Here is a 25,157-nt window from a genome sequence, read left to right on the forward strand (position 1 = left end):
CTGCCGATGATTTCAGCGTTAGCGGATTCGTGTGTGCGCCACGCGTACTGAGTTTCCGGGCTATTGGACAGCTTCTGAGTTTGCGATCTGGATGATCTGATCGTCGGATCCGCCGGGCCTGTGCCAGATCGCCCGCCCTGCCGGCATCCTCCGGAACTTCACACCCTCATGGGCAAAGATCTTGCCTTCCTTGGTGTTGCCGTTGAGGAAGACGTTGCGCACGTTCGACCGTGCGGACAGCGCCGCGGTGAATTTGTTCATGCCGACCCACCGAGACAGGCCGGCGCCGTCGGTGCCGACGAAGAAGTGCACGCCGACATCCATGATCGGAATTCGGGGCCCGAGCCATTCCAGGGAACCTGGTGCGGAGTTTCCCGCTTGCAGCGAACGCAAGGTGTCGAACCCGTCGATCACCACGAACACCTCTTTGCCTTTGACGTATTCGCGGTTGCGTATCTGCTCGGTGTTCTCTTTGCCTGTCGGCCGCCGACTCGCCATGAGTTGGTCGATCCTGCCGATGAGATCAGCGGCGTCGTCGGTGTTCGAGGCGAAGCGGCCAGGCTGCATGTAGCCGCGATTCTCTAGAGGGCTCACCATGTCCACCAGACCCATTCGGCCGTCGATGATCACCACGGTGGCTTCGTCGGAGGTGTACATCGCCGTGACAGAGTTGATGGCGGTTCGCAGTGTGGTGGTCACACCGGCATGTCCAGTGCCGGCGACGAACATGTGCGACGCCTGAGCAAGCTCCAGCGCCAGAGGTTGGCTGGTTGCGCGATCGACGCCCATGGGTAGAACCCGCGCTCCCCGCCGCACCTTGGAGTAATCGATGTGCTTGTAGGCCTCGATCAATGTCGAGTAGGCGAAGATGTTGGGGACTTGGTGAATCGCCGGCGCCTGGGTCGCAGCAGCTATACGTGCCTGCACGCCGACTTCCTCGATCCTCGCACTGTAGTCGCAGATCTTGAACGACGGCATCCCGTTCGCCTCGCCGTCGGGCTGTATGCGCTCGGAGATGGGGACGAGCACGCGAGACCGCAGGATCTGCGGTCGGTTATTGGAGTCAACCCGATCGGCGTTGATCGACCCGCCAGGCATTGTGATCGGAATCGCCTTGATCCCGGCGCGTAGCGCCGGATCGGTGACCTGGGGGTCCTCCATGTTGTGGAACACCCGAATGTTGGTCTGGGCAACGAGTTTCGGCATGCGCTCGGTGATCGTCCGGGTCGTGTACACGACGTGCACGCCTGCCCTCGGCGCATTCGCCAGCAGTTGCACCCACTCGTCGCGCGGTTCGATGTACTCCATGCCAGCGTCGTCAAGGATCCGGTCCAGCCCATCCACCGCGAAGAAGATGTGCCCGTAGGGGTCGCCTTCGACTCCTAGTTCACCCTTCTTGGCCAGGTACTGCTCGAATGTGCGAATGCGGTTGTCCCCGATGACTCTGGTCCGCAGCTCGATGATCCGGTGAATCTCTCCCCAGAGCCGGGAGAACATATCCTCGTCAGTGCGCGTCGCGTACCCGCCCACGTTCGGCCAGGTCGACATGCATGCCATGTCGGTGTCGGCGTAGTCGTAGATGTACCACGACACGTAGTTCGCCGGGTAGAAGCGGGCTGAGGCTGCGATCATGGCGCGCAGCGTGTTTGTCTTTCCAGTCCTGTTCCCGCCGGCTATCAACGCGTTGGACTGAGACCCAGAGAAGTCCACAACCATCGGTTCACGCCTGTGTTCGAGCGGCACGTCGACGTCGCCGATCCGCAGCTGCAGCTTCCCCGGTTCGGGCGTCCAACCTGATTCGATGTGGTGCAGCGACAGCGGGTGACGTAGCGGCTCTGTCCACAGTTCCCGTGACCTGTACGCCCGACTGCAGCGTTGCACGAGGCGGATACCGGCTTCGGCGACGGTCAACCCGGTCTCTTCGGTGCGGCGCTGGACCTGGGCCTGCTCGACCTCCTCACCCTCGACCTCAGGGACGTCGGGCCGGTGGTACATGCCGAACTCGGTGACATCTTCGGTGTGCACCTCGGCGCCGAGTGCGCGCGGAGTGGCTTCACCTGGCGGCGTCGGCTGATCGGTATCCGAGATCGGCCGCATATACGGCTTCTCCCAGTTCCAGGCCATCACCCGCTGGTAGATCAGATCCTGCTTGTTCACCGTCTTGGCGTACAGCGCGACCATCGCCGCGGGAAGCCGGATCGCCCCTTCGTTGCCTTTGAGGACCGTCTTGGACTCCGAGGGCTTCGTGACCTTCAGGCTGATGCCGTACATAGCGTGTTTCACGAAGTCGCCAACGGTCCCCTCATCGAGGTACTGCGAGGCCAGAAGGACCAGCAGGCCCAGCGAGCGTCCGACCCGGCCGAGTTGTTCGAACACGGCCTTGTACTCCGGGTGAGCCCCAAGGAACTCATGCACTTCGTCGGCAATGAACAGCAGGAACGGCAGATTTTCCATCTCGGGATGGACTTTCTGCAGCGCTCGGTAGTCTCCGATCTTGTCGACGTCGGGATACTTATCGAAGAGCCTCTGACGATAGTTCAGCTCGCCGGTCAGGATGTCTTTCATGCGCTCAAGAAGGTCGAGCGCGTTCTCCAGGTTGGTAACGGTCGCCACTTCGTGTCCGATGCGCCCACGAAACTTCTTCCATGTCGCACCGCCTTTGAAGTCGGCCATGATGACGCGCAGCTTGGAAGGAGAGTTCGCCAGAATCAAGCCCAATAGGATCGCGGTCATCATGAAGGACTTGCCGGTGCCGGTACCGCCGGACATCATGCCGTGCGGACCTGTGCCGCCGGCCGCGACCTCGAAGAGGTCCAGCTTGGCTAGTTCCCCTGTGGGCGTGTCGTTTTCGTCGAGGACATAACCGAACATTGATTCCAATGTCTCGGTGTACTCGTTGGGATCCCACACTCTGCTTTTCAGGTCGAAATCATCGACGTTGCCGATGTTGAGGTAGTCCATGATTGCCGGCAGTGACGCGACATCCACGGCAGCGGCCTTGGGCGCGACGTCAGTCCGCTGGTCCGCGCTGTAGCCAAAGCCGCGCGGCCGGATCGGAGCCATGGCCCGGGCGGTCAGTTCGGCATCAAAGCGTGTCACGTAATCGGCTCGGGCGGCCCCGGATTGATGCAGGAGCAGCCTGTGACCTTCGACCCGCATCCGGTGTTTGCGGTCGGTGACCTCCGCATCGGAGTGGACGCTGGCCGCCAGCAGGGTAACTCCTGGTATTCCCTCGACGTATCCTGCCGGGAATCGCAGGGTGACATCCGGGTCGTCGACGACGACATACATTCGTGTCCCGGCGGAGTGCAGCGCATCGAACTGGCCGGCCATGTCAGCGAGGAACTCGTCATAGCTGCGCCATGCCAACTGCCGGTAGCCGGCCGGACCAGGCTCGCGCAGCCGATCCCTACTGTGGGGCAACCACTTTGCCCATCCCCACTCCTTGGTATCGCGGGAGATCACTCCGATGAGGATCTTGTTGGGCGAGTACTTGAAGCTTGCCGAGACCAGAATGCTGCGGACGAGACCGTTGATCCGCTCTTGGTCCGGACCGCGAAACCCGTAGGCGGGCGCACTCATCTCGCGGGCCAGCGGGACCTCGGGCACGACCGACATCAGGGAGCGGAACCGGCTAACCGCAACTGCGCTGTATTCCTCGTAGAGGTGCTCTTGAGATTCGTCCAGGCCACCTTCGGCAGGATTGAGATCCACGGACAACCGCGCCGTACCCACACCGATACGCAGGACTGCCTGCTCGGCCTCGGCTGTGACATCGCCTGACCAGAACGTCGCAGCGCGCTGCTCGATCAGTCGACGAACATTGCCCGGGTTGGGGTGGAAATGCAGCGCGGCGGCCTGTTGAACGCTGGCGGTTTCGTGAACGTCGATCGCGGACTCGGCGAGCTGTAGGTCGATGTTCTGGCGTTTGCGGTCCAGTTCGCCATCGCCGCCGCCCAAACCTTGCATCAGGGCAGCGCCGACGCCGCCGACCATCATCACGAACATCATCGTGTAGCCCATGAGCATCATCGGATTGGGCTGGCGCCCCATGACGACAAACATCAGGATCAGGAAAAACACCATCAGCACGCCGATGGCGAGACCGAGCACGATCTTCAGGGGGCTGACTTTGCCTTTCTCTTCCCGCTTGATCGGAGAGGCAATCACAATGTCGCTGCTGGGCGGACGCAACGGTTTGGCCTCGCGCGGGTTGTATTCGACAGTGCTCACAGCAACCGACTGTATGGCTGGATCTGACCCCTGGGTTTGACACGCCGAGAGCAAGTTCGGGCTAGCATGGCACCCATGCATTCAGCCCGCACCCGCTCCTGGACGCGCCTAGCCGTCGCCGGCGTGGCGATGGCGGTGCTGTCCGGGTGCGCGCCGCAGATCGTTGACGGCGAAGCCGTCAAGGATGCGACGTATCAGCCCAGCCGGCAGGGCGAAGCGGCCGCCAATCGGACGCTGCCGGAGCCTCCCAAGGGTGCGTATCCCAAAACTGATCGCCCCACGGAGAACCCTGGGGTTGGCCTTGGGGTGTCTACGCATCCACCCACGGACTTCTCCTTGATCCCAGGCAGCTAAACCCCGGGGTCAGTCGAACAGGGCGTCCTCTTCGGCGTTCGATGCAGCCCGCTCCTGTTCCTCACGAGACTTCGAGCGGTAGATGTGGTCTCCACCTTTGTATTCGGTGCCGCCATGGCTCTTGTCCTGGCTGCGGCGGGGCGGAATAGCTCCGCCACCCATACCGCCGGCGCCAGAGGACAACGTGGTGGCGACCGCTTTCTCCATCGGGACCCCGGAGAATGCAGGGCCGCTACGCACAGCTGTAGAAGTGGGCTTCATGAGCTCGCCGGTGATCCCGCCGGATCCCCCGGTCGCCAGCCGGGAGCCCAGGCCTCCCATAGCGCCGCTTCCGCCGCCGAGAGGCAGGCCGCCGCGCACCGGCGCCGCTCCGCGTGCCGCCTGCCCCAGACCCGACCCCATCCCCGTGCTGCCCGTACCCAGCCCGTTGCCCAGCGCTCCCGAGAACGGAGCCATCAGCTGGCCCATGACTTGCTGGACGGGTTGGAACATCTGCCCCAGCTGCGAGGACATCATCTGAGCAAACTGTGCAGGCAGTTGCGCAGCCTGCGGAATCATCTGCATCGCCTGGGGCAACATCTTGGTCATCAGGTCGCCAGGATTGCCCGCACCGGATAGCTCCTGCGCTGTCTGAACAGCGCTCTCCAGCGAAGTCTGCCCCGGCATCGCAGTAACCAGCGGCGGCGGCGGCGGAGAGGGCTTGAACACCGTCGCGGTCGTCGCTGCGGTGTCGTACCCCATCATCGTGGCCGCGTTCTGGGCGTGCATCTGCACGTACTGCACCTCAAGGGCGACCGCTGTCGGATCAGCTGGCCCGAGTATCGACGATCCCACCGCCGCTGCGTAGGCCGCGCGGTTGGCCAGCACAGCCTGCTCGGGAACCATCGTGGACTTGCCCATGCTGTAGGCCGCAGCAGCGCCGTCGAGTGCCACGGCATGCGCATCGGCCAAACCATGCATCCCGGCCATCCACGCCCCGTACCCGCCGGCAGCCGTGAGCTGGGCTGCCGAGGAAACCCCGAACACCTGCGCAGCTAAATCCGCTTTCTGCGCGAAGAACGTCCCCAGGGCAGTGGCCGCATTGACCGCCATCGCTCCCCACGCCGCTGATGCACCCAGCCACGGGCCAGGACCGGTCCCGTTGTAGCGAGCGGCATTCATCTCCGGCGGGTAAGCACCCCACGGCTCCACAGGCATACCGGCGTCCCCTTTTAGTCGCATGCCGAGAAGTCGGCTATCTGTTCCCAGCTACACAAAGAATAACGGGAAAGCTACGGCGTGGCGGCCGACGCGGCATCAATCGACCATATCCTGCCCCTTGTGACATCACCACGGATCGACCAAGACACACACCGCAAGGTCACAACAGCCGGACAAGCCAACGCGCGCAACTACATAGCGCGCATGACGCGACTAGCTGCGTTCCGTCGAGACGAAGTGGCGCTCACCAGTCCCTTCGCGATGGTCAAGACCTCGGTCATGTTGTCAGTCGCCGCCGTCGCGGTGATCACGATCATCGCCTTGCTGCTGGCGTGGCTGAAACCTCAGCCGGACACAGGAATCGGAAAGTTCTTGATGGGCCAGGAGGGCGGGCTGTTTGTCCTCTACACCGGCCAAGATAAGGTCGACCGGCTCCACGCGGTACCGAACGCGGCCTCTGGCTACCTCATCGCCAAATCATCCGACCGTCCCAAGATCGTCAAAGACGAGGTACTCGGCAAGTACCCCAAAGGTATGCCGATGGGAATCCCGGGCGCACCCAATTCCCTACTGCATCACACAGAGACTGAATCAGCCTGGCAGGTCTGCGATTGGCACGACAGCCGCGCAAATCTCTCTTTGACCAAGGCCGGGTCACTGCAGACCACCGTGATCGCCGGCAACGAGCCTCGCGAAGGCGGAACATCCCTGGGACCGGACAAGGCCGTCATCGTCCGCGCACCGGAGGATCCCCAGCCGTGGCTACTCTTCCGGAACACCCGCGCCCAAATCGGTGCGACCGATTACACCATGCATTCGGCGCTGGGCATCCCGACAACATCGGTCACCGATCCCATGGTCGTATCGGCTGGACTGCTCAACGCAATTCCCCCCGTACCCGCGCTGAAGCTTCCCGACGTCGCCGACGCCGGGCGTCCATCGGCAGCGGTACCCGGATTCGTCAACGCAGATGTGCTGGCCTACAAGGATATTGACGGATCAGACCGTTACGCAGCGGTCCAAGACACCGGCGTGCAGGATGTCCCCCTGCCAGTAGCCAGGATGCTCATAGCAGCCGGCGGCGCGCAGAAGAACATCGAAGACTCCGCGGCGGTCGCGCACATGACTCGCTCGGCCGAGATCCCGTTGGACCACTATCCACCAGCTGTTCCCTCGATCATCACCCCGGACACGCTGTGCTACTCGTGGAACCGGCCGGCGGGCGCCAACACCGCCACACTGGACATTCTCACCGCACCGTCCATCCCCGTCACTGACGAGGCCCGCGCTGCCACCGTCAGTTTGCTGCGCCCTGCAGAAGCGGAACTCGCCAGCAAGTACATCTCCGCTCCTGGCAAAGGTTGGTTCGTCCGACTCACCGCCGACGCTCCCTACACCGAAGCCCGCGAGCAGATCGGCTACATCAGCGACTCCGGAATCTTCTACGCCATCATCCCCGAGCCCGACGGCAACTACATCCCGGCCGCCAGCGCGCTCGGACTGACCGGAATGCCCAATCTGATCCCTGAGTCGGTCGCCAGCCTGCTGCTGACCGGACCCGACCTATCCTCATCGGCGGCATTGAGGGAATCCGTCCAGCCCGAGTCCGCCACCAACGCGGCGGCCGCGACCCCGACCCAGGTCCCCGGCGGGCAAGAGATCGACTTGCCGCCTCCTCCGCTGCCGACCGTCACGGCCACCGCCACCGTACGGCAGACGGCCACCGCCACGGTGACTGCGCCGCCGCCTCCCCCAGCACCGCCCGCGGAGGAACCCGCTCCCGGCGGATAGCCTTACCGAATCGTGAACGCATCGACCGCCACACCGCAGCAAATTGAAGCGATCAACACGCTTCAACGCCGCCTGGCCACCGACTGCACACCACCGGAAGTTCTTGCCACCTGGCCCTCAGGCAAGGCCGACCGCCAAATCGCCTACCTGACTTCCCTGGTTGACGCTCGACGCGAACTGCCGCGCCTGCGCGCCCAGTGGGTTTCAGCGATGCGCCTGCTTGCGCAAACCGGTGCTGACGTCTCCACTATCCCGTCGTTGCCGCCGATGGCCACCCCCGATCAGATCGAGCAGTCCATCCACATGCTGGCCACTGGGATCGATATCGCCCGAGGCGGCAACGGCACCGATGGTCTGTACGCCGTTCAGCGTGAGATAGCGCGAGCCGGCCGAGCGCTGCGCGACCGCGGCGCGAACGTCGATGCCGGCTTCTACCTCTACGAGGGCCAACTTATTCGGATTGTGCAGGCCCCTGAGGGCGATCTCTACGCCACGTTCCGAGATCCCGCCACCGAGCACAGCTGGCAGTACCTCAAGGTCAGCATGTACCGCGTCTACCTGCACGCCAATGTGGCGACCAGCGACGATCTCGCTAGATGGGGGCGCGGTACAGGGATGTGTTTTGTCTGCGGCCGCCGACTGGGGCACGCCCGTGCACAGGAGCACGGCATCCATGCCACCTGCGCGACCGGTTTACGTGCCCGGCCGGAAGATGATCACCGCTGACCGGCCTCCCGTGCACCTGACCATCTCGGCCGCCGGCGCACAGTCCATCGTGTAGTCCCGCTCTTTGACTTCGGAGTACGCCACAACGGTGGCCGGCTGACACCGCCGCGATTGCGATGTCGCCGCGTAGGCCTCTCCGACAGCAAGCACAAATTGGCGTGAGACGTTCTCGGCGTCGACGGCCGTCACAGAACTGCACGACGGCCCGGGCGAAGCTGTCACGCTGCTCTGGTGCGGATACACCGCGCTCGGAATGCCAGGAGCGCTCACCGTGATCGATGGTGGGGGCGGCGGGCCGGGATCGGGCGTCGCTGTTTCACCGCTGCGGCTCGTCACAACCCCAGCTGCGACTCCGCCGCTGAGTATCAGCGCGCCGGCGACATAGAACGCCCATACCCGCCCCTGCGAGAGAGTCATGGTGGCCAGCTGGTCCCGCGGTCGAAATCTGCCCCGCCACCGCGGCGTCGGCTGGGGTGGCGGTCGATCGGGTCGAAACCGTCACCGACAGCGGCCGTGGACCTCCACTGAGTTACCACCGGCTCACACCATGAAGATCGCGTCGAGGAGCTGATCGGCGAACTGCTCGTGCTTGGAGTACGCATCCGGATAGGCCGATCGTTGCACTGCCTGTGCAGCTGCACCCATATCCATCTGATCGCGACCCGAAATCTTGAACAGCTCGTTGAAGAACTTCTCGGCACTGGTAGACGGGTCCATCAAATCCGCTGTCGCACCCCAGGATTGCCGCTGCTGAAACGGGCCTGTGGAGTCGTGGTCGTGGCCGACACCATCGTTTTCGATCAGCATCGACTCCGGCACTGAATCGTTGGCCAATCGTCGAATGTTCGATTCGGTCATGGCGGTCATCAAGGCGATCTGGATGTCGTCACGACTGGCACCCATCCTCAGGCCTGTGTTGACGATCTCCTTCGCGTTCTTCATCTGCTGCGCATCGAGCGGACCGAACACCGCGGGACCACCAACCTTGGTGAGCGCTGACTCCCTTATCCCCGAACCGCTTTGACGGCCTGCTCCGGCGGGGCCGGCACTTGCGAAGCTAGGCAAGGAGAACCCGCCACCACCCGAGCCACCACCCATACCGCCGCCAGCGGCGCCCATCGCTGCAGCAGGCATCGCCATCTGCTGCGGCATGGCCGTCCACATCGGCTGCTGCGCTGCTGCCGGGGCCACCGGCACTGGGGGCTGCTGGCCCAGCATAGGACCGCCGCTGACATTCCCTGAGGACAACTCGGTCTTGGCGTCGACCCCTTCGATGTCGGCAGCCGATTCCCGCGCGCGTTCCTCGACGTCCTCGGTGAACTCCTCGCCCGTGTCGGAGGCTTGTGCGCCGCGATCAAGCTCGCGCCGCGTTCTCTCGTGCGACTGCTTCACCGCCTCACTGGTGCTTGGATCGATCCCTTCGGCAGGGACTTCATCGGGCATGGCTTCAGCGGCCCCGCGGAACTCGTTGCCGACCTTGTGCAGCGCGTCGGTCAGCACCCCGCTGACTTGGCACTTGTCACTGGACACCCCAGCCTCCTACGGAAGGATGTTCGTCGGGTCGATCGGCGCCATCCCGGGGACAGACCCCGGCGCCGGGGGGTCAACAGGCGGCTGCCCGGATAGGCCCGCGTCGGGCGGCACGATCACGGGCGGATCTTGTGGGGATGCTGCGGCCGGGGTCGGGGCGCCGGGCACCTCGACAGCGGCCAACTGAATGCCACCGTCGTCAACCCCCTGTGGTGTCCCCTGATCGTCGACGAACCCTGTGTCGAGGCTGAACAGCCCGTCGGTGCTGCTATCGAAGACGGCCACCTTGGACAGTGGGTAGATCTTTTTGTCCTCGCCGAGCACTTGGTCTTCGCCGACGTAGATGTAGTCCTTGCCATCGGCGCTGGACACGACGTGGCCGGGCTGCAGGTCGTCGGGTGCGACCACCGAGCCGATATCTGCACCGGGCTCGCCGATAGGGATCCCCAAGTCCTGTGCTGCTGCTCGCACCGATACGGGTGCTCCGTCCTCGGCGTTCTGCATCCGCTGAACGACCTCAGCGATCTTGGGGTCCTTGAAGTCAACAGGGCCGACACCTTCGACGTTGACCACCGCCGACGGCTCAGTCGTGGCGCCGATCTCGGCAATCTCCGGACCGGGCTCGTCAACCTTCACCACCGGTTCTGGCTGAGCTTTCGGCCGGGGACCTTCGTCGGGCTTCGGTTCCTGCGGGCCATCGTTGTCCGTGGTCTTCTGCTCATCGTCGGGCAGCACGTCGTCGCTGATTTCGCCGGCGTCGTCGGGCTTGGTGGGGGGCTCGGGAAGATTGGACATGATGTCGCTGAGCGGCTTGGGGCCCGCGGAGGGGCCGGCACCGCCGAATGGGTTGCCGGCCCCGCCCAGCGGTCCCATCCCCATCGGAGCCCCGCCTGGCCCGGCCAGAGGATTGTTGATGCCCTGCGGGGGCGTGAGGTCGGGCCCGGGAGGCGCAGTGTCGGCTGACGGTGACGTGGCGATCGGCGATGTCGGCTCAAGCAGCGCGGTGTCCTTCTCCTCGGAGTCCTTGTCGGGCTCGGGTGCTTTGCTCTCGGGAACGGGCAGCGAGGCACCGATTGGACCGGGCTCTGCGCGCACCGCAGCGGTACTCCAGTCGCGCACAGCGTCCGAGATGCGTTGATCTGCCTCAGCAACGCCTCGTGCGGCCTCCTCGATCGCAGGGATGTTGGCCGACAGGTTCTCCGCGCCGTAGCCGCCGCCGAGGAAGCCGAGGAACCGGCCATGGGAGTTGGCCAGCTGTTGTCGGGCCATCGCGTTACCTTCACGGACCCGCTGATACGCCTCATTTCCAGCTGCCGCAGCGGCAGACAATGCAGTCGCCATCGGCGCCCCGGCCTTCGGCCCGAAATCCGCGATCACCTGGGCCGCATCACTGCGCGCCGTCTTCAGCTTCTCGCCCCACTGCTCAGGCGCATTATTGAGCAGCGCAGTGTAGTTCGACGACACCTCTGCGGCTCGCGCAGTCGCCGCATTGAGCTTGGACACTGCACCGCTGAGGTTCGTCAGAGCGGGCACTTCGGAATCCTGCAGGTGCCACAATCGGCGGCTCCCGGGCTCGATACCGGAGATGTGCTCGTTGAGCGCAGCGAGTTTGGCATCAGCGGGACCGATATCGTTCTGCCGGTTGTCATCGGTGGCGGGTAGCCACGTCGTCGTCGGCGGCGCCGGTGGCTGGTTGGCGTCCAGCCCCGAGGCAAAGATGCCGGTGATCATGTTCCGCATCTGCTGATCGATGATCAACGAGCCGACCAGGAATCCCCCGGCGACGAGCCACCCCGGCCCGGGAATCGCGGCACCGACGGCCAGCGCCGCCGCCCGTAGACCCGCCTGCTTGGCAGCCAGCACCGCGCCCTTCTTCGCTGCCAACTGTGCAGCGCGACCGCCGATCTTGCGGCTCAGCGCGCTCTCGGCATCGGCGGCAGCTTTTCTCGCCGCCTTCTTCCCGGCGCGCGCCGCATCCTGTTGTACCGCCGGGTCCGAGGCCTTGTTGCCCGCCGCGCGCAGATGGTCGGCTACGGCGTCTTTGCGGGCCTGCTCGGCAACAGGTTTCACCGCGTTAGCGGTCTCCTGCTTCACCTTCGTGTCGAACGTGCCGTCTTTTTGGGCCTGCGCCCATTCCCGCGCGTCAACGCGGTCGGTTACAGCTTGCTGGTGGCGGTCTTGCATGCTTTGGGCGGCACGCTCTTTCAGATCTGTGAGCTTGCCCGTTCCGCCGCTGGCTTCGCGGGGGATGGCGGCCCATCCGCCGGCGGCCGTCGAGCCGGCCACAAACGCGAAGTCGGACACATCGGGTCCGGAGATGCCGTTGGGCCCGGACACATCTGATAGATCGCGTCCTGCGAACATCGGTTCAGTGGCCACTTGGATGCCGGTGCTGGAGGACACGACACCGGGGTCTGGCGAGGTCGTCGTGGGGGAAGTCATAGGTCACCGGCCCTTTCCGTCGCCGCCGACATCTGGCGGTCAATGCTGAGTACTGCGTGTGGAGGCGTCGTTGCGATCGTCATGACTCACATCTCCTGGGGCAGTCGAGCGGCGGCGGCACCGGCCGGGGCGTGGCCCACGTACTCGCTGTTGAGTGGATGCGGGTCGTAGCGCACCATTGCCGGATCCGGTACCCATTGGCCTGTCTGCTCGTCGCGCATGTCCAGGTTCACCACGTCGAGTTTGCCGATCTCCGAGGGTGTGAACAGTTCGAAGTCGATGAATCCCAGTTCGTTTCCGTCAGCCTCTTCGAGTTCTTGTTGCCGGTTGGACGGCTGGTCGAGCCGGAACCACATACGTGGATGAAGCCGCGTTATGCGGTCGGACACTGCAGACTTGAACTCGTTCCAGTTAGCCTGCCCATGTGGGTCTTTGGGGAATTCTTCACCGGGGGCGTATCCGTAGTAGCCCTGGAACTCTTTGATCGCGGTGGCACCGGAGTCGCTGTCGTATGCCGCGACCATTCCCCGGCCTCGAATTGAGTCGTCGAAGCCTGCGGCGACCCGCAGCACCTCGGGCTGGATGGATGGCTCGAATGCCTTCTTGACCTCACGTTCGGCCGGCTTGGCCAGGCACACCCTCAGCTGTGCGTTGTTCAGCCAAGAACCACGGATCGACTTGTCGTACAGGTCTTGGGTCGCCATCAACAGGTGGACTCGTGGTTGACGGCCCAACGCTCCGATCTGGTCGACACGGCTTTGGATGAAACGTTTTTCGTCGGCATCGAGATCGGAGTTGTCCCAGATGCCGAGCATCGACTTGAGCTCGTCGAGCACCAGCAACACTCTCGGGACATCCTCCCACGTCTCAGGGTTCGCCATCTTTCTACTTGGACCCAGGTCGAGACGTTGGTTCATGATGCGATGGGCAAGCTCGATCGATCCGAAGTAGGCCATGCCGTTTCCGCCGCGCGCGCCAACTGCGACCACATTCGGGCGGTTGCGGTAGGTCGGGTAGTCGGTGCCCTTCCCATCCCCGAGCAAGCCGATACCTCCTGCGGCGAGGAAGCGCTCGATGTTCGCTTTCACCAGGATCGACTTGCCTCCGCCGGTTGGGCTGAACACCACGCCGTGTGGGAACTTGTTGAGCGCGAGCTCCATGGGGCCGTCCGCGGATTCGCCAAGCCGCCACGATAGGTCGCGGCCGACGATGCCGGCCTCCTCGCGGCTGTTCACCACGTGCCACTTCGGCGGGTACACCATGCGGGGTATCTGCTCGACACCGGAGAACAGCAACCGGTCCGCGCCACTGTCGAGGCTCATTTTCCACAAGGCGGCGCCGGAGGGCACCGGCACCGCTTTGCGGATCGCGTTCTGCGCCCGGGTGGCCAGACCCGGAGAGGCCAGCCCTCCCGCGGTCACGCATCTGAGGCCGAACTCGACGACGTTGCCGCCTTCGCGTCGGACAGCGTTGACATCAAGGACCATGTGGTCACGCAACGCGCCCTGACAGACCGCCATGATCCGGCTGATCGTCGGATCGTGACGCAACTGTGCAGGCAAGACGATGCCCTCGGTCGCTACGGGCTCGGCGCCGGGCTGCGCCGCCGCTGTCGCAGGGTCGGGCGTTCTCTCTAGTCGCGATCCGATCCACCACATGAGCGCCCCGGCAGCCGCGGCGAAGAAGACTAGTTGCACGGGCACAGGTGACCCGGTCAGCAGTCCGGACACCCCGATCGCGGCGAAGCCCACCGCGATGATGTTGGCGGCTTTCGCTTTCCGCGCATTCTTGACGTACACCAGCGGCGCCATCAGTCATCGGCCCTCGACCAGGCGAGCCGAGGCCCAAGCCTGAACACGAATCCATGCCGCATTGCGTTCCACGGATCGGTCCCGTATCGACGACTTCGGCGACCGGGACAGTGTGATACCGGGGATCGCCATCAGGGCTGCCCGCTGGATACCGGATAGCTGCGCACTGTGTTGCGACTCAAGCCACTGACCCACGGCGAACCCGTGGTTCCTGGCTGCCGCCGCCGGCGGACCACCGTGGCGGCAGACGTAGGCGACGACCGCGGTGTAACCGGTGCACCAATCGCGGCTTTGGGCATCCAGCGCGCTTGCGGTAACACCGGCAAAGATCGACGACGCCCCGGACATGTCCCGGGCGTAGCTGTCGCTGTGCAATAGCTCCGCTGAGCTTTCCGCCCTGTCATGACGCTGCTCTCGCTCGGCTTCGCTGACCAGAGTTGCTTTGCTTGCCATAGATCACCTTGGTCTCTCCGAGCTGTCCCTGCGCTCGCCACGATTCTTCAGGTCGTCCCGAAGTCTAGGAGCGTTGCGCCCTTCCTACGTGCGACACACCTTTTGAGTTCTACGAGACGACTTCTCTTGCCGCTCAGCTCTACCCGGGACTCTGAGTGCAGAAAGGCCGCGCCCCCGGACTTGCTCCTGGGGCGCGGCCTGACGTGCGTGTGTTCGCCTTGCGTGGTTACCCGCCGGCGATCGCACTGCCGTACTGGGCGTCCATGTGAGTCATGTTGTCGCCGTAGTTCGACACATGCCCAGCCACCTGGGACGTGGTGTCCCTGACGGCCTGCGCTGTGCCCTGGATTCCTGCTGCCAGCTGATTGGCTCCCTCACCGGAGGAGCCAAGCAGGCCGTCGCCGGTGAGTTGATGCATGCTGTGCAGGACCTGCTCGCCGAGATCGAGAACAGTGGCGCCCTCTGCGTTCAGGTTGGACACCAAGTCCATTCCCTGCGAGGGGTCCCAGCTCGTCACATCAGACATGTTTTCTGTTTCCTTCCAAATGGTCTCGTGGATCGGTGGATCGTCAGATGAATTCGGGGATCTCTACCGAACTGACGTGACCAGCACCCTCGGAAGCGGTGTTCGCGCCGTGTTCGGTGACCTGGCGGATGCCGTCGACACGCTCACCGGCCTTCGCCTGCACTCGCTGGCCCGCGTCGGCGATCTGTTCGCCGTTGTTGATCAACGCCATCCGGGTCTCACCCTTGAGCGCCATGGTCTCCTGAATGTGACCCGAGTACCGCTGGGCGGCCTGCTGATACTGGTCGAGCAGGTCGTGCGCGTGCGAAACCGCCGGCAGCGTCTGAGTCGCGTCCTGCTGAGTGAGCTGCGGCACTGAATTCCTCCTTGAAAGTGGTACATGCTTTCTAAGCTGGTTCCAACGATACGGACCTAAACGCCGCTGTGCGGACGACTTTTCTGGCCACCTAGCCGAGGGTCAGCGGGTTGTGCCAGGCCTGCTTGAGCTGCGCTGACAGCTCGCTAGGGTCGGCCGCGGTCTCCGCGAACAACCCCGCGACAAGCTCGGTTAGATCACGGCTCGTAGCCGGGCGATAGTTCACCATGAGGTGCCCCGCTGCATCGCGTGACGGCCCCCTGGCCACCATCCCACCTCGCTCGTCGCCGAGCATCCACACCTCGACCGCCGACCCCATTGAGATGTCTTGGCCGGTCGCCGTCGTCCGCGCCGCCACCATGGACATCTGCGCAACCACAGGAGCTTTCACCAGATCTGCCAAGACTGCGACGGTCGCCCGGGGCACGCCAGATCGCTCTGCAACCCGCGCTACCGCCGCGGTGAAGTCCTTCTCCTCGCGAGAGCCGTCCTGGCGCCCCAGGACCGGGTCGTCGGCGAACACGTCAGCAGCGCTGCGCGGGATCCGTATTGCGGGAATCGTCCGCGCACCCCATTGCCCTGACGGATCGACCATGTGCAGTATCTCGCGGGCAAGACACACATCAGGAACATCGCCGGGATCACAGTTGAAGGTGTTGACCGACAACGCATCTGCGGTCGAAACAGCCGACGTCACGCGTTGCTGGTCGCACACCGTGACCATGAAAGGCACCCGCGGAACGATGTGCACAGTGCTCGACAGTCCCCACTCCTTGGCTTCGGCCGGGAAGTCAAAGGTGCGGTCGTGCGCCCGGGCAGGGAAAGTGACCTGACCAAAGACCGCGTGACTGTAGTTGCGTGTCAGATCTGCAAAGAGCGCGGCCGCATCGTCGAGGACGTCTCCGGTCGTCGGGTCGAGAATGTTCCAGGCCACCAGCTGCTCTTTGAGATCCTCTGGGTCGTGGACCATCGGCGGAAACGGTGCAAGCTGATGGGGGATCTGCGGAACCTTCTCGGCCCAGTGCAGATACTGCCAGTGCTCCATCGTGAATCGGTCAGGAAATGGCACGTCAGCAGGTAGTTGCAGACGCATGATCGGCGTGTTCGCGAGACCGTCTTCAGACACGTTCACGACCGTACCGGCGCCGCCTCGGCCGTGGGGCATACGCTCGGAGAGTCTCTTACACACAGGCATTCACCGCTTGTTCGAGCAGACGTCCCGCTTCCTGTTCGTCGCTGACGACGCGGATGGCACTCAGCCGTAGCATCACTGCCGCGGCCAACGCGTGAGTCGGTGTCAGATCGGATCCCGGGGCGAAGAACACCGATGCGGTCCCCAGGGCGGCGCCCTGGTCCGCGGGTGTCCCCAGCCGCAGCTGGGTGGTGATCGACACGAACCGCTGCCACGAATCCACACCGCCGTTGACGGCAGTGAGCACGAATGCGTACGTCTCGTAAAACACGGCGCCCCTCGGGATTGTGGCGATCACCGCCTCGATCTCGGGCAGCAGGGCCGCGGTGTTATCTGTGATCTGGATCGGCTGGCCATCCACGACTGCGGGTGCCGTCGCCGACGGTGGCTGGCCGCCTTCGTGCATGACCATGAGCGGAAGCGCAGTGGATCGCATGTCGGCGCTGGCTACACACCGCAGTGGGTTCTGCGGGTCAGACAGGATGTCGCGCCGGGCCTGCGCGGCCTCAGTGATATCGACAGCGACACCGGAGTGCGCATACGGCTGAAAGGCCATCACTGCCGCCGCCGGCGCACCATACAGACCTGCGAACACCGTCGTTGCAGCCAACACTGCCAGGGTGAGGCCAACGATGACCGCGAACAACACCGCACACACCAACGCGGTCGCTACCACGCTGCCGGCAAGCGAGCCCGGGATACGGCGTATCCATCCCGTGGTGGCACCGAGAAACGCTCTCAGGGATGGCTGGCGAGCCAACATCTCTGCATCCCGTCAGAAAAAGCGACGGAACTCGGTACCGGGGCTGACTTCATTGGTCAGTAGGAAAGTGCCCGACTTCTGGGCTTCAGCCACCATCCCATTGCCGATATAGACCTGTATGTGGGTGGGGGGTCGTGTCCCAGACGGGAATGCGGCGTCACCGACCTGTGGCGATGACACCGGCATGCCGGACGACCACAACGACTGTGATGTGCCATTGGCGATGTCTTCACCGGTGGCCGCGTAGGCCATCCACCGGTAGAAGCCCGAGCAATCCACGCCCATCTTGTTGTAGTCGCCGTTCTGGTCGGCCCAGCCCCCACCGTCCGATGTCCCCTGCGACGGCCCAGGCGCTCCGCCATGGCCACCGCCCCATGCGTACGGAATCGGCGGCTGTGAGTTCAGTGCGGCGTCGACCGCCGCCAGCAGCCGCTGCTGGGCTTCGGTATCCCCAACGCCGGTGTCGATGGCGTGGCGGCCTGCACGCGACCCCGGCAGCGAACCGTCGGCGAGACCGTCGCGCGCCGCGCTGCGAAGCGCGTCGCGGTTGGGCGCGTTGTTCATGTCGAACTGGCTGGCCATCGGCGGTGTGGGAAGCGCGCCGGGGCTGTAGGACGGCATTCCCATCTGAGGCATGCCCTGTCCCGCCATGCCGCCTAATGGGTTTGCGTTGACCGGGCCCTGCTGGGCGGCATCGGCAGACGTTGCTGTGCCCGGCTTGCCGTCCTTGAAGTCCTTGTCCACCTCATCGTCGACGGACTCCACGTCTCTGGCAGATTTCGTTGCTTCGTCCTCCCCGTCGCGGACGAAGCTGCGGCCCTGTTCGCTGGTCTTCTTGCCGCGCTCGATGAGATCTTTGGTCTGCTGGATGGAGGCATCGGTCGCCGCGATCGACGACGGGTCAATACCGTCGACGGGCATAGCCCCAGCGCCGGCCAGTCCGTCATGCGCGTTGCCGAAGCCAGCGCCAGTAGACAGCAGCCTACTGTCGAGCTCCTCGGAAATCTGAACCCTACCGGTCGTCACCAGAGCCCCCTTTGCCTAGATCGTGAAAAGCGTTTTGGTGCCAGAAATCTGAGCAGCCGACTCGGTTGCACCCTGTCGCACCTTCTCGGAGTACCGAAGCACAGATTCGGTGTCCTGCTTCATGTTCTTCTGATGCTTGACGATCTGCTCTTTGAGGTGCCCAATACCAGCTTTGGTGTGCTCGACGGTGTTCACGTATATCGGTGCGGGCGCTCCGCTTTCGGTGTACCGGGAGGTCTCCGCAATCACCTCGGCGACTGCCTCATCCAAGAGTTTCAACGCCTCGTCGAACTCGTCGTGAACCGAGTCCGATTTACGCGCCCACTCGGCAACCTCGTCATGGTCGATCTGGATCTGCTGATCACTCGTTGTCACGAAAACCATCGCCTTCCGTTGTGGGGGTGAACGCCTCAGCCCGGGACGTGGGACGCGGCGCAGGCTCCGCCCGCCGTCCGCTGGCCTGGCCGTCGTCGAGGGACACCTTGATGTCCCGGTGCTCGCCGACGTAGAAGGCGCAGCCAGCGACGAGCGCTCCGTACCCGAAGATCGCCACCAGTCCTGTCACGGTGATATGCAGCGCCGGGGAACCGCCATTGTCGAAAACCGCGAGATTCCACCCGGACGGGCGCGGCAGCGCCAGTCCGGCGCTGGCCACGAAGTCAGCAACTGCCACGCTGGCCGGCGCCACGACGAAAACCGCCAGGCACACCAACAGCAGGTACCCGGCAACTGCCACGCACGGAACAATCGTCGACCTACGCATCGGCTCGATCCTCACAGAGAACCGAGCACTCGTGGGCGACACACCGCACAGACGTTATGGCCGCCTCAGATGGTCCAGATCTGCTCGTTAACGTCGTGCTCACCCACTTTCGCGCCGTGTTCGTCGTCAATAAGGCCCGCGCTTTTCAGGAAGCCCTGCAAACTGTCCCTGATCTGCTCGGTCTGCTGCACGTAGTCGCGGGCCGCGGCCAGCATCTTGTCGTAAGCCCCACCAAGAGCTCCGGCAGTACCCCGGAAAGGCACAGCGACACTGGAAGATTCGTCGACAGCTTCGCCGTGGAGCTCAGCGATCCTCTGCTGGGGATGATTCACCGCGCTGAGCCGAGCATTCAGCACATCCAGGTAGGCCAGCAGCTGGCCGTGGCCCACTGAGGTCGGTGCAGGTTCACCGGTTGTCATAGAGTCACCAGCTCCTCGGCAGGGTCTCGGTCTCAATCACGGGAAACGGAAGGTCACGCTCTGGCGGGCCGGCGGCCCCACGGCGTTCATCGACGACTTGCTCGGCCGCGCCCACCTCATCCGGCTCCGCCGGCCTCACGTCCGGAGCCGGCTGAGGTGCGTCAATCGGCGCCGGCCCCGGCGCATCGTCGCCGCCACCCGCGGATCCTGCGGCAGCTGTGTCCAGCGAAGACCCCGCTCCTGCTCCGGGTCCGCCTGGGGCATCACCTTCAGGCAACTCCGGCAGGTCCAGGCGGAAGAACCCCGAATGCGGCGGGCGGAACTCGAAAACATCGACCAGCGGCTTCACCGATCCGTCCTGCATGAGGACCTGACCGCCCTCCAAATACATGCCGGTCCCTTTGCCGCCGGTCAGCACATCGCCGGTCTTGGCCGTCATGGGGTCATCAAGGAACTGCCCGTAGCCTGACAGCGGCATCTCCGCACGCGCCGCCGCATCCAGAACATCCACCGGAGCGTCGGGGGTGGCCGCGCCCAACGTGTTCATCATCTCCAGCAGCCTCGGATCGTCGATCGACACCGCGTGGGGAGCGCCACCGATCATGACGGCGGAGGCCACCCGATCCGGGGTGCCATCCTGGTCAAGGTCCATGTTGTTGCGCGTCGGCGCTATCGCGTCTGCATCCATCCGCCCATCACCGTCTTTGTCCAGCGGCTTCATATCTGCACCCAACTGACTGGGCCGCACTCGGTCGCCAGGGCGCAGCACCGCCGGTGAGGCCAAGGCCGCATCGGCGGCCCGTGCTTCGCCAGAGATTCGGCGGTCGGGCTGGTCCCTGCCCGGCTCCAGCGAGTCCTGCACAGGGCGCTCCGCGGGGGACCCCGCGGACAACCCAGTCTGCGGCCCCCCATCAGCAAACAGCGGAGGAACCGTCGGGCCGCTGGGCACCTGAGGCATCTGCGGCATGGCGGGCATCGGCGCCATCCCCGCCCCGGCGATCGGCGACAAAGCTTCCTGGACCGTAGGCCACGATGATCCCGGTTCCGTGCCAGCGATGGCGCCGCCGAACGATCCGCCGCCACCGCCACCTCTGGCGCTGCCCTGCGAACTGGGACCACCACCAACAGTGCCTGTGGCCCCAGGCAACGGCACCTCAACTGCGGTGCTGTCGGCCACCACCGCAGTGAACAACGCGCCCATGGCCTCGCCGGCAGCCACCGCTTGGGCGGCACCAGCAGCCACGCTGGTCTTGGGGTCACCCTCATCAAGCCCGACGTCGCCGGCGCCGATGAACCGCTGACCAAACTGGGGCCAGACCGCATTCTCCGGCCCCGCCAGATGGGCATGGCTAGAGCGAGCCGCGAACCGCGCGATGTCCTCCCGGTATCCGTCGACCACATCGCGGAATCCGCGGAACGCAGCTCGGGCCCCGGAGCCGGTGTCAACGACTGCTTGGCGCGCGGCGGCCGCGTCGGCAGACAGCGCTGCCACGTACTCGTCCAGCTTCGGGATACGTGCTTTCCCAATCTCGGCCAGACATTCCGACACGTGGTCTGCGCTGTAGAGCTCGCGGACACGGCCATGAATGGCGAGCACCCGGTCGACTGCGGATTTCAGCCGGTCCGCGGCGGCGACCAGGTCCGATACATCCTCGGCTGAACCACCCAGATGCGCTGAACGATAACCGATTTCACTCGGACGAACAGCGTTGGTCGCCTCGTTGACCCGCTGCAGTTCAGCGTCCTTGGACAGGATCCGTTCCCGGGTGTCGTCATCACCGATGAGCGGCAGGAAGCGAGTCTGTCCGTTGATATCGGGGTTCGCATGCAGCCACGCGTTGGCCAGATCGTCGACCCCCAGCTGATCGGGGCTGACGGCTCGACCGAATACGTCGACATGCGGGAGGAGGGGGTCGTCGGCGTGCGCGTAGCGCCGTGCCATCACCTCCAACTGCGCTGGGCTCAAGCTATTGGGGTCCCACCCCCACTCTTGAAGCTGCTGGGCGGCAGGCCGCGACGGGTCGAACTGAGCGGCAGTATCACCGCGTTCGACGGTTTCAAGTCCCTGACGATCGGCCTCTAGGCGCTCATCCGGCTCCACACTGGTCACGCCCAGCACCTCCATCCGCACGCCAGAACCGACATTGCTCAGTTTCAACACTAGCCAAAAACACGGCCCTGAACGGACGACATTCCAGCTGTACGTGCCCGCCTAGTTGTTGTGTAGGCTCCTCGTGAAGCAGTGCAGACCGGAGGCCCCGCGATGATCAGGATCGACGCGATTAAAACCGCAGTGTCCCAAGTGGATCTAGCATCTCATCTGCTGCCCGGAGAACCTTTCGTGTTGACCATTCCAACCACACTGGCCCACCATCCTCTCGTGAAGCACCCCACAGACCAAGAGGTCTATGCACTGCGCTCGGCAATCTTGGTCGGAGAAGTGTTTCCCTCGCTGTACGGCAAGCTTGAAGTCGACTTCATCCGCACCGCAGACACCGACGCAACAGACGGCAATGACACTGTCGAACGCATCCCCGCGCTGCAAATAACCTATATCCCCGAAGGGATTACAGACTCCCACGCCACCGTACGCCCGGTTAAGAACGCTGCGTTCCCCGAAGCCGTGCACAAAGCGATTGCACAGACCTCACACCGCCCCGAGCTCGCCCGTGCACTATGGGAAAAACGCTGGGCCGTCCGCCTGATCGCGCAGGCATTCGGGTGCTCAGTGTCACTCATACGCCGCGACATCGGCCGCACGACCCTCGACCTCGACCTTGTCACCACCTACGCCGACCAGCTTCCCAGCGCACCGATCACGCTGATCACCACCAGGCAGGGCATCCATGCACGCGATCGTGACCGCGAGTTCGAGTTCCGCAAAACAGTTGGCGAAGAACACCTCCGTGAGCTCAAGAGTCGCGTCGAGCAGTACACGTCCATGTGCCTAGAGCACAGCCGCGCAGACAAACGCACGCGCGCGTTCGCCAACCAACTGTGGCTCGATGTCGACGACACCATCAAGCAGCGCAGGGTTTCGGTGTCGCGGCTCGCAGTGGAGCTGGGCTACACGACATCGGGCTTACGCAACGCCATCGCACAGGCCCGCAAAGCGCAACAAACACCGTTCCCCGCCCCCACGGAAGGCGCCACCGGATGAACACTCAGTTCCTGCTCGCGCCACCACGTTCGACCACCCAGGCCCATGCCGCCGACCTGCTCGGGCGCTCAGCAGCAGCGGCAGCCATCCTCTGGAACACCCACGTCGCGCTCACCGGCCCAGAGCAGTTCCTGCGCGCGCTCACCACTGCACTGCGCGTACCAGCCGAGCGCCCCTCCCCTACCCCTGACGGGCTGCACTCTGGTGCCCTACTACGTTTGGCGACCCGCACTCACCGCCTGGCCGGCGACCTCACAGCTGCGGCCACGGCGCGGCGGCGAACACACACGAGCACGTGCCAAGCGCTGTACACCGAAGCCTTCAACGAGTACCTCAGCCGCCATCCGCGGCCACCGCGCCAATAGCTCAGGAGTGCGCCGACCACCATCGGTACAGCTGCTCGGGGCTACTGCCGCCGCGACCAGAACTGATCAGGGCGAACACTTTCTGCTCGTCGTCTGTCCACCCCATCACCGACTGGCTGGCTCGCTGGGCACAGAAGACGATGCCACCGACCTGCTGGGGCGCACCTCCGCGCCGCCAAGGCCCGGGTGACTGGATGCGCCCTGGACATACGCGCACGATGGAGGCATCCTGCGCTGACTGCAGCAGCTCGGCCAGCCTCGCGCTGTCGTCGGCCCGCTGATACACCGCCCGATCCGGGCCACCGACCCCGCGATAACGTCCACACTCGATCTGCGCCAGCACGCCGGCAGCCCCCGGTGCGACGGTCAGACACGAGCCTTCAGGGAATCCATCCGGGATGAGCGACCGCAGCTCGTCGGCGTCTCGCCCCTGCACCGCAGCCGCGCTCGCTGGCGAGTGCATCTGCCCGCCATCCATCTGATCAGACTGGCCCGCATCATCTTTCGCGCCGAGAACAACACTGGCAAACACGCCCGCCACCGCGATTGCGACCACAGCGATGAGCGCCGGCACCACCATCTTGCGCCCCGCCCTCGTAGGCGGGATGCCACTCAACGCCAAAGAGATCGACGGATCACCCAAGGCCCCTTGCCCTGACGCCAGCACGCCCTCCGATCCATGCTGGTCTCGATGCGACGCCTCCGAAGCGCTCACCCAGTCATCGCGCCGATCCTGCCACAGCGGTTCAGCCACCGACTCGACGCTCTGCTCAGGCACCGCCACAATTTCGGAGACCGCCGGGGCCTGCGGGCCAGCGTCGGTTCGTTGTGTCGTAGGAGCGTAGAGCTCAGCGAAGAACGCGTGCTTGCTCACCGGCAGACTGTGCAGCCCATCACCGTGAGGGTCGCCAGTCGGCACGACCGGTGGCAGCGGTGCCCGCTCGCCATCGTTCTCCTCACCTATGGCCCTGTTGCCCAACGTCTCTCACCCCTCTCTGCCTTCGGCCGCGATGCGCCACTGACCAACACGCCCGACCTAGGAGCCGACGTGAACGAAGCGGCGTTCATCCGCGGTGATCGACCAAGGCACCTTGACCTGATCGTGACCGGTTGTCGCCACCAAACTTCCCCTGCTCTCCACGACCGAAAACTCCGGCGCAACACCGAAATGCTGCGCACAAGCGATCGCCGTCGCCCCGGTCGCCGCCACACGATCGGCTTCCGAGCCAGGACACACCACGATGCCCGCACCACTTGCACCGCCGATGCTCAGCAGTGGGGAGTTGACCCGTTCCACGAACTCTTCCCAAGCACCCGCTGGATCATCGCGACGGCCGAAGTCGACACTGATATTGGCCGCAACCAGACTCATCCGTAACACCATGTGCTGGGCCATCAAATGCGATCCCACCAACCACAGCACCTTCCCGCTACCAGGATCCACCCGCAGAAAACAACGACCAAGCTCCGCTGAAGACCCCAGGTACATACCAGCACCGCCGGGCCGCGCCGCGGGCATGTCCTCACCCGCTACCGAGTACAGGGGAATCGCAGGTGCAGGAACAGCGGCGGGCGGCATGGTCTGAGCAAGGACACCCACCTGCTGACCCCGGGCCGCGCGCAGACCGGCGCCCTTGAGCGAACGCGCAATGCGATCCGACTGTGCGACATAGCTTGCCGTGTAGCCCGCTCGCAACAATCCGTTGCCTTCCCGGACAACAGCCAGATTCTCATAGATCCGGTGCGCGGGAATCTGCCGGGCCAGATGCTGCGATCGCGCCGACCACGAAGCACCCTGAGCAACCACGCTGAACACCTTGGGCGTAGACGCATCGCCCAGGTGAGTCGAGTGGATCCGCTCCAGAGCGGGCGCAACCTGCTTGACCTGCTCTCTGCCAAGGGCCCGCAACCCCTTTTCTGACAACAGCTTCGCGGTGAATCCTTGGGCTTCGAGCTCCACGCGCACCCGCGACGCGGCTTCCCATGCCACAGCCGGGATCCCGCCGTCCTTCGTTCGCGCCCGGACCGCCGAGAGCGCTCCCATGGTG

Annotated in this window: 22 protein-coding genes; 5 read left to right on the plus strand and 17 right to left on the minus strand. The window is 64.5% G+C overall.

Features of this window, described 5'->3' with window-relative positions; genetic code table 11:
* Positions 1–60: 60 nt before the first annotated feature.
* A complete protein-coding gene (locus ACNUDN_RS29940; RefSeq protein WP_419125454.1) occupies positions 61–4,233 on the minus strand; it encodes an FtsK/SpoIIIE domain-containing protein in 4,173 nt (1,390 codons plus the stop codon).
* A gap of 75 nt (positions 4,234–4,308) precedes the next feature.
* On the opposite strand from ACNUDN_RS29940, the gene ACNUDN_RS29945 reads away from it, so the two are divergent.
* A complete protein-coding gene (locus ACNUDN_RS29945) occupies positions 4,309–4,587 on the plus strand; it encodes a hypothetical protein (protein ID WP_419125455.1) in 279 nt (92 codons plus the stop codon).
* A gap of 9 nt (positions 4,588–4,596) precedes the next feature.
* Here the strand turns inward: ACNUDN_RS29945 and ACNUDN_RS29950 are convergent, their stop codons facing one another.
* A complete protein-coding gene (locus tag ACNUDN_RS29950; protein WP_419125456.1) occupies positions 4,597–5,784 on the minus strand; it encodes a PPE domain-containing protein in 1,188 nt (395 codons plus the stop codon).
* A 123-nt stretch (positions 5,785–5,907) separates the two neighbouring features.
* Between ACNUDN_RS29950 and eccB the strand changes: the two genes are divergently transcribed.
* Positions 5,908–7,578 carry a type VII secretion protein EccB gene (gene eccB, locus ACNUDN_RS29955; protein ID WP_419125457.1) on the plus strand — a complete coding sequence of 557 codons (1,671 nt, stop codon included), beginning with the start codon at positions 5,908–5,910 and terminating at the stop codon, positions 7,576–7,578.
* A gap of 12 nt (positions 7,579–7,590) precedes the next feature.
* Complete coding sequence (locus tag ACNUDN_RS29960; protein WP_419125458.1) at positions 7,591–8,304, plus strand: hypothetical protein; 714 nt, start codon at positions 7,591–7,593, stop codon at positions 8,302–8,304.
* Positions 8,305–8,844: 540 nt separating this feature from the next.
* On the opposite strand, the gene ACNUDN_RS29965 is transcribed toward ACNUDN_RS29960, so the two are convergent.
* From ACNUDN_RS29965 to ACNUDN_RS30025, 13 genes are all read right to left on the minus strand, one after another.
* Positions 8,845–9,804, minus strand: coding sequence for a hypothetical protein (locus tag ACNUDN_RS29965; RefSeq protein WP_419125459.1), 960 nt, complete (start codon positions 9,802–9,804; stop codon positions 8,845–8,847).
* A 39-nt stretch (positions 9,805–9,843) separates the two neighbouring features.
* Positions 9,844–12,237, minus strand: a complete 2,394-nt coding sequence (locus ACNUDN_RS29970; protein ID WP_419125460.1) for a hypothetical protein — start codon at positions 12,235–12,237, stop codon at positions 9,844–9,846.
* Positions 12,238–12,362: 125 nt separating this feature from the next.
* Positions 12,363–14,087, minus strand: a complete 1,725-nt coding sequence (locus ACNUDN_RS29975; protein WP_419125461.1) for a P-loop NTPase family protein — start codon at positions 14,085–14,087, stop codon at positions 12,363–12,365.
* A gap of 3 nt (positions 14,088–14,090) precedes the next feature.
* Complete coding sequence (locus tag ACNUDN_RS29980) at positions 14,091–14,540, minus strand: helicase associated domain-containing protein (protein ID WP_419125462.1); 450 nt, start codon at positions 14,538–14,540, stop codon at positions 14,091–14,093.
* Between the two features lie 226 nt (positions 14,541–14,766).
* Positions 14,767–15,066 carry a hypothetical protein gene (locus ACNUDN_RS29985; RefSeq protein WP_419125463.1) on the minus strand — a complete coding sequence of 100 codons (300 nt, stop codon included), beginning with the start codon at positions 15,064–15,066 and terminating at the stop codon, positions 14,767–14,769.
* A 43-nt stretch (positions 15,067–15,109) separates the two neighbouring features.
* Complete coding sequence (locus tag ACNUDN_RS29990; RefSeq protein ID WP_419125464.1) at positions 15,110–15,421, minus strand: hypothetical protein; 312 nt, start codon at positions 15,419–15,421, stop codon at positions 15,110–15,112.
* A gap of 91 nt (positions 15,422–15,512) precedes the next feature.
* Entirely contained in the window at positions 15,513–16,547 is a 1,035-nt protein-coding gene (locus ACNUDN_RS29995) for a hypothetical protein (protein WP_419125465.1), read from the minus strand.
* A gap of 55 nt (positions 16,548–16,602) precedes the next feature.
* Complete coding sequence (locus ACNUDN_RS30000; RefSeq protein WP_419125466.1) at positions 16,603–17,376, minus strand: hypothetical protein; 774 nt, start codon at positions 17,374–17,376, stop codon at positions 16,603–16,605.
* Positions 17,377–17,388: 12 nt separating this feature from the next.
* Positions 17,389–18,402, minus strand: a complete 1,014-nt coding sequence (locus ACNUDN_RS30005; RefSeq protein WP_419125467.1) for an NlpC/P60 family protein — start codon at positions 18,400–18,402, stop codon at positions 17,389–17,391.
* A gap of 15 nt (positions 18,403–18,417) precedes the next feature.
* On the minus strand, positions 18,418–18,777 hold the full coding sequence (locus ACNUDN_RS30010; RefSeq protein WP_419125468.1) for a hypothetical protein: 360 nt from the start codon (positions 18,775–18,777) through the stop codon (positions 18,418–18,420).
* Complete coding sequence (locus ACNUDN_RS30015; protein WP_419125469.1) at positions 18,764–19,138, minus strand: hypothetical protein; 375 nt, start codon at positions 19,136–19,138, stop codon at positions 18,764–18,766. Before ACNUDN_RS30015 ends, ACNUDN_RS30010 begins: the two co-directional genes overlap by 14 nt.
* Before the next feature lie 92 nt (positions 19,139–19,230).
* Positions 19,231–19,584, minus strand: coding sequence for a hypothetical protein (locus ACNUDN_RS30020; RefSeq protein WP_419125470.1), 354 nt, complete (start codon positions 19,582–19,584; stop codon positions 19,231–19,233).
* Positions 19,585–19,588: 4 nt separating this feature from the next.
* Positions 19,589–21,694, minus strand: a complete 2,106-nt coding sequence (locus ACNUDN_RS30025; protein ID WP_419125471.1) for a hypothetical protein — start codon at positions 21,692–21,694, stop codon at positions 19,589–19,591.
* Positions 21,695–21,847: 153 nt separating this feature from the next.
* On the opposite strand from ACNUDN_RS30025, the gene ACNUDN_RS30030 reads away from it, so the two are divergent.
* Positions 21,848–22,744 carry a hypothetical protein gene (locus tag ACNUDN_RS30030; RefSeq protein WP_419125472.1) on the plus strand — a complete coding sequence of 299 codons (897 nt, stop codon included), beginning with the start codon at positions 21,848–21,850 and terminating at the stop codon, positions 22,742–22,744.
* Positions 22,741–23,109, plus strand: coding sequence for a hypothetical protein (locus ACNUDN_RS30035; protein WP_419125473.1), 369 nt, complete (start codon positions 22,741–22,743; stop codon positions 23,107–23,109). The genes ACNUDN_RS30030 and ACNUDN_RS30035 overlap by 4 nt, the downstream gene beginning before the upstream one ends.
* Before the next feature lies 1 nt (position 23,110).
* Here the strand turns inward: ACNUDN_RS30035 and ACNUDN_RS30040 are convergent, their stop codons facing one another.
* Together ACNUDN_RS30040 and ACNUDN_RS30045 are read right to left on the minus strand one after the other, a co-directional pair.
* Positions 23,111–23,983 carry a hypothetical protein gene (locus tag ACNUDN_RS30040; protein WP_419125474.1) on the minus strand — a complete coding sequence of 291 codons (873 nt, stop codon included), beginning with the start codon at positions 23,981–23,983 and terminating at the stop codon, positions 23,111–23,113.
* 162 nt (positions 23,984–24,145) lie between these two features.
* Entirely contained in the window at positions 24,146–25,153 is a 1,008-nt protein-coding gene (locus ACNUDN_RS30045) for a type VII secretion protein EccE (protein ID WP_419125475.1), read from the minus strand.
* Positions 25,154–25,157: the final 4 nt, after the last annotated feature.

It is taken from the genome of Mycobacterium sp. smrl_JER01 (assembly GCF_048513595.2).
Classification (GTDB): Bacteria; Actinomycetota; Actinomycetes; order Mycobacteriales; family Mycobacteriaceae; genus Mycobacterium.

Coding starts and splice junctions, on each gene's coding strand:
- ACNUDN_RS29975 (WP_419125461.1), bottom strand. CDS start 14,087: ATGGCGCCGCTGGTGTACGTCAAGAATGCGCGGAAAGCGAAAGCCGCC.
- ACNUDN_RS29945 (WP_419125455.1), top strand. CDS start 4,309: ATGCATTCAGCCCGCACCCGCTCCTGGACGCGCCTAGCCGTCGCCGGC.
- ACNUDN_RS29980 (WP_419125462.1), bottom strand. CDS start 14,540: ATGGCAAGCAAAGCAACTCTGGTCAGCGAAGCCGAGCGAGAGCAGCGT.
- ACNUDN_RS29950 (WP_419125456.1), bottom strand. CDS start 5,784: ATGCCTGTGGAGCCGTGGGGTGCTTACCCGCCGGAGATGAATGCCGCT.
- ACNUDN_RS30020 (WP_419125470.1), bottom strand. CDS start 19,584: ATGACAACCGGTGAACCTGCACCGACCTCAGTGGGCCACGGCCAGCTG.
- ACNUDN_RS30000 (WP_419125466.1), bottom strand. CDS start 17,376: ATGTTGGCTCGCCAGCCATCCCTGAGAGCGTTTCTCGGTGCCACCACG.
- ACNUDN_RS30035 (WP_419125473.1), top strand. CDS start 22,741: ATGAACACTCAGTTCCTGCTCGCGCCACCACGTTCGACCACCCAGGCC.
- ACNUDN_RS30030 (WP_419125472.1), top strand. CDS start 21,848: ATGATCAGGATCGACGCGATTAAAACCGCAGTGTCCCAAGTGGATCTA.
- ACNUDN_RS30045 (WP_419125475.1), bottom strand. CDS start 25,153: ATGGGAGCGCTCTCGGCGGTCCGGGCGCGAACGAAGGACGGCGGGATC.
- ACNUDN_RS29985 (WP_419125463.1), bottom strand. CDS start 15,066: ATGTCTGATGTGACGAGCTGGGACCCCTCGCAGGGAATGGACTTGGTG.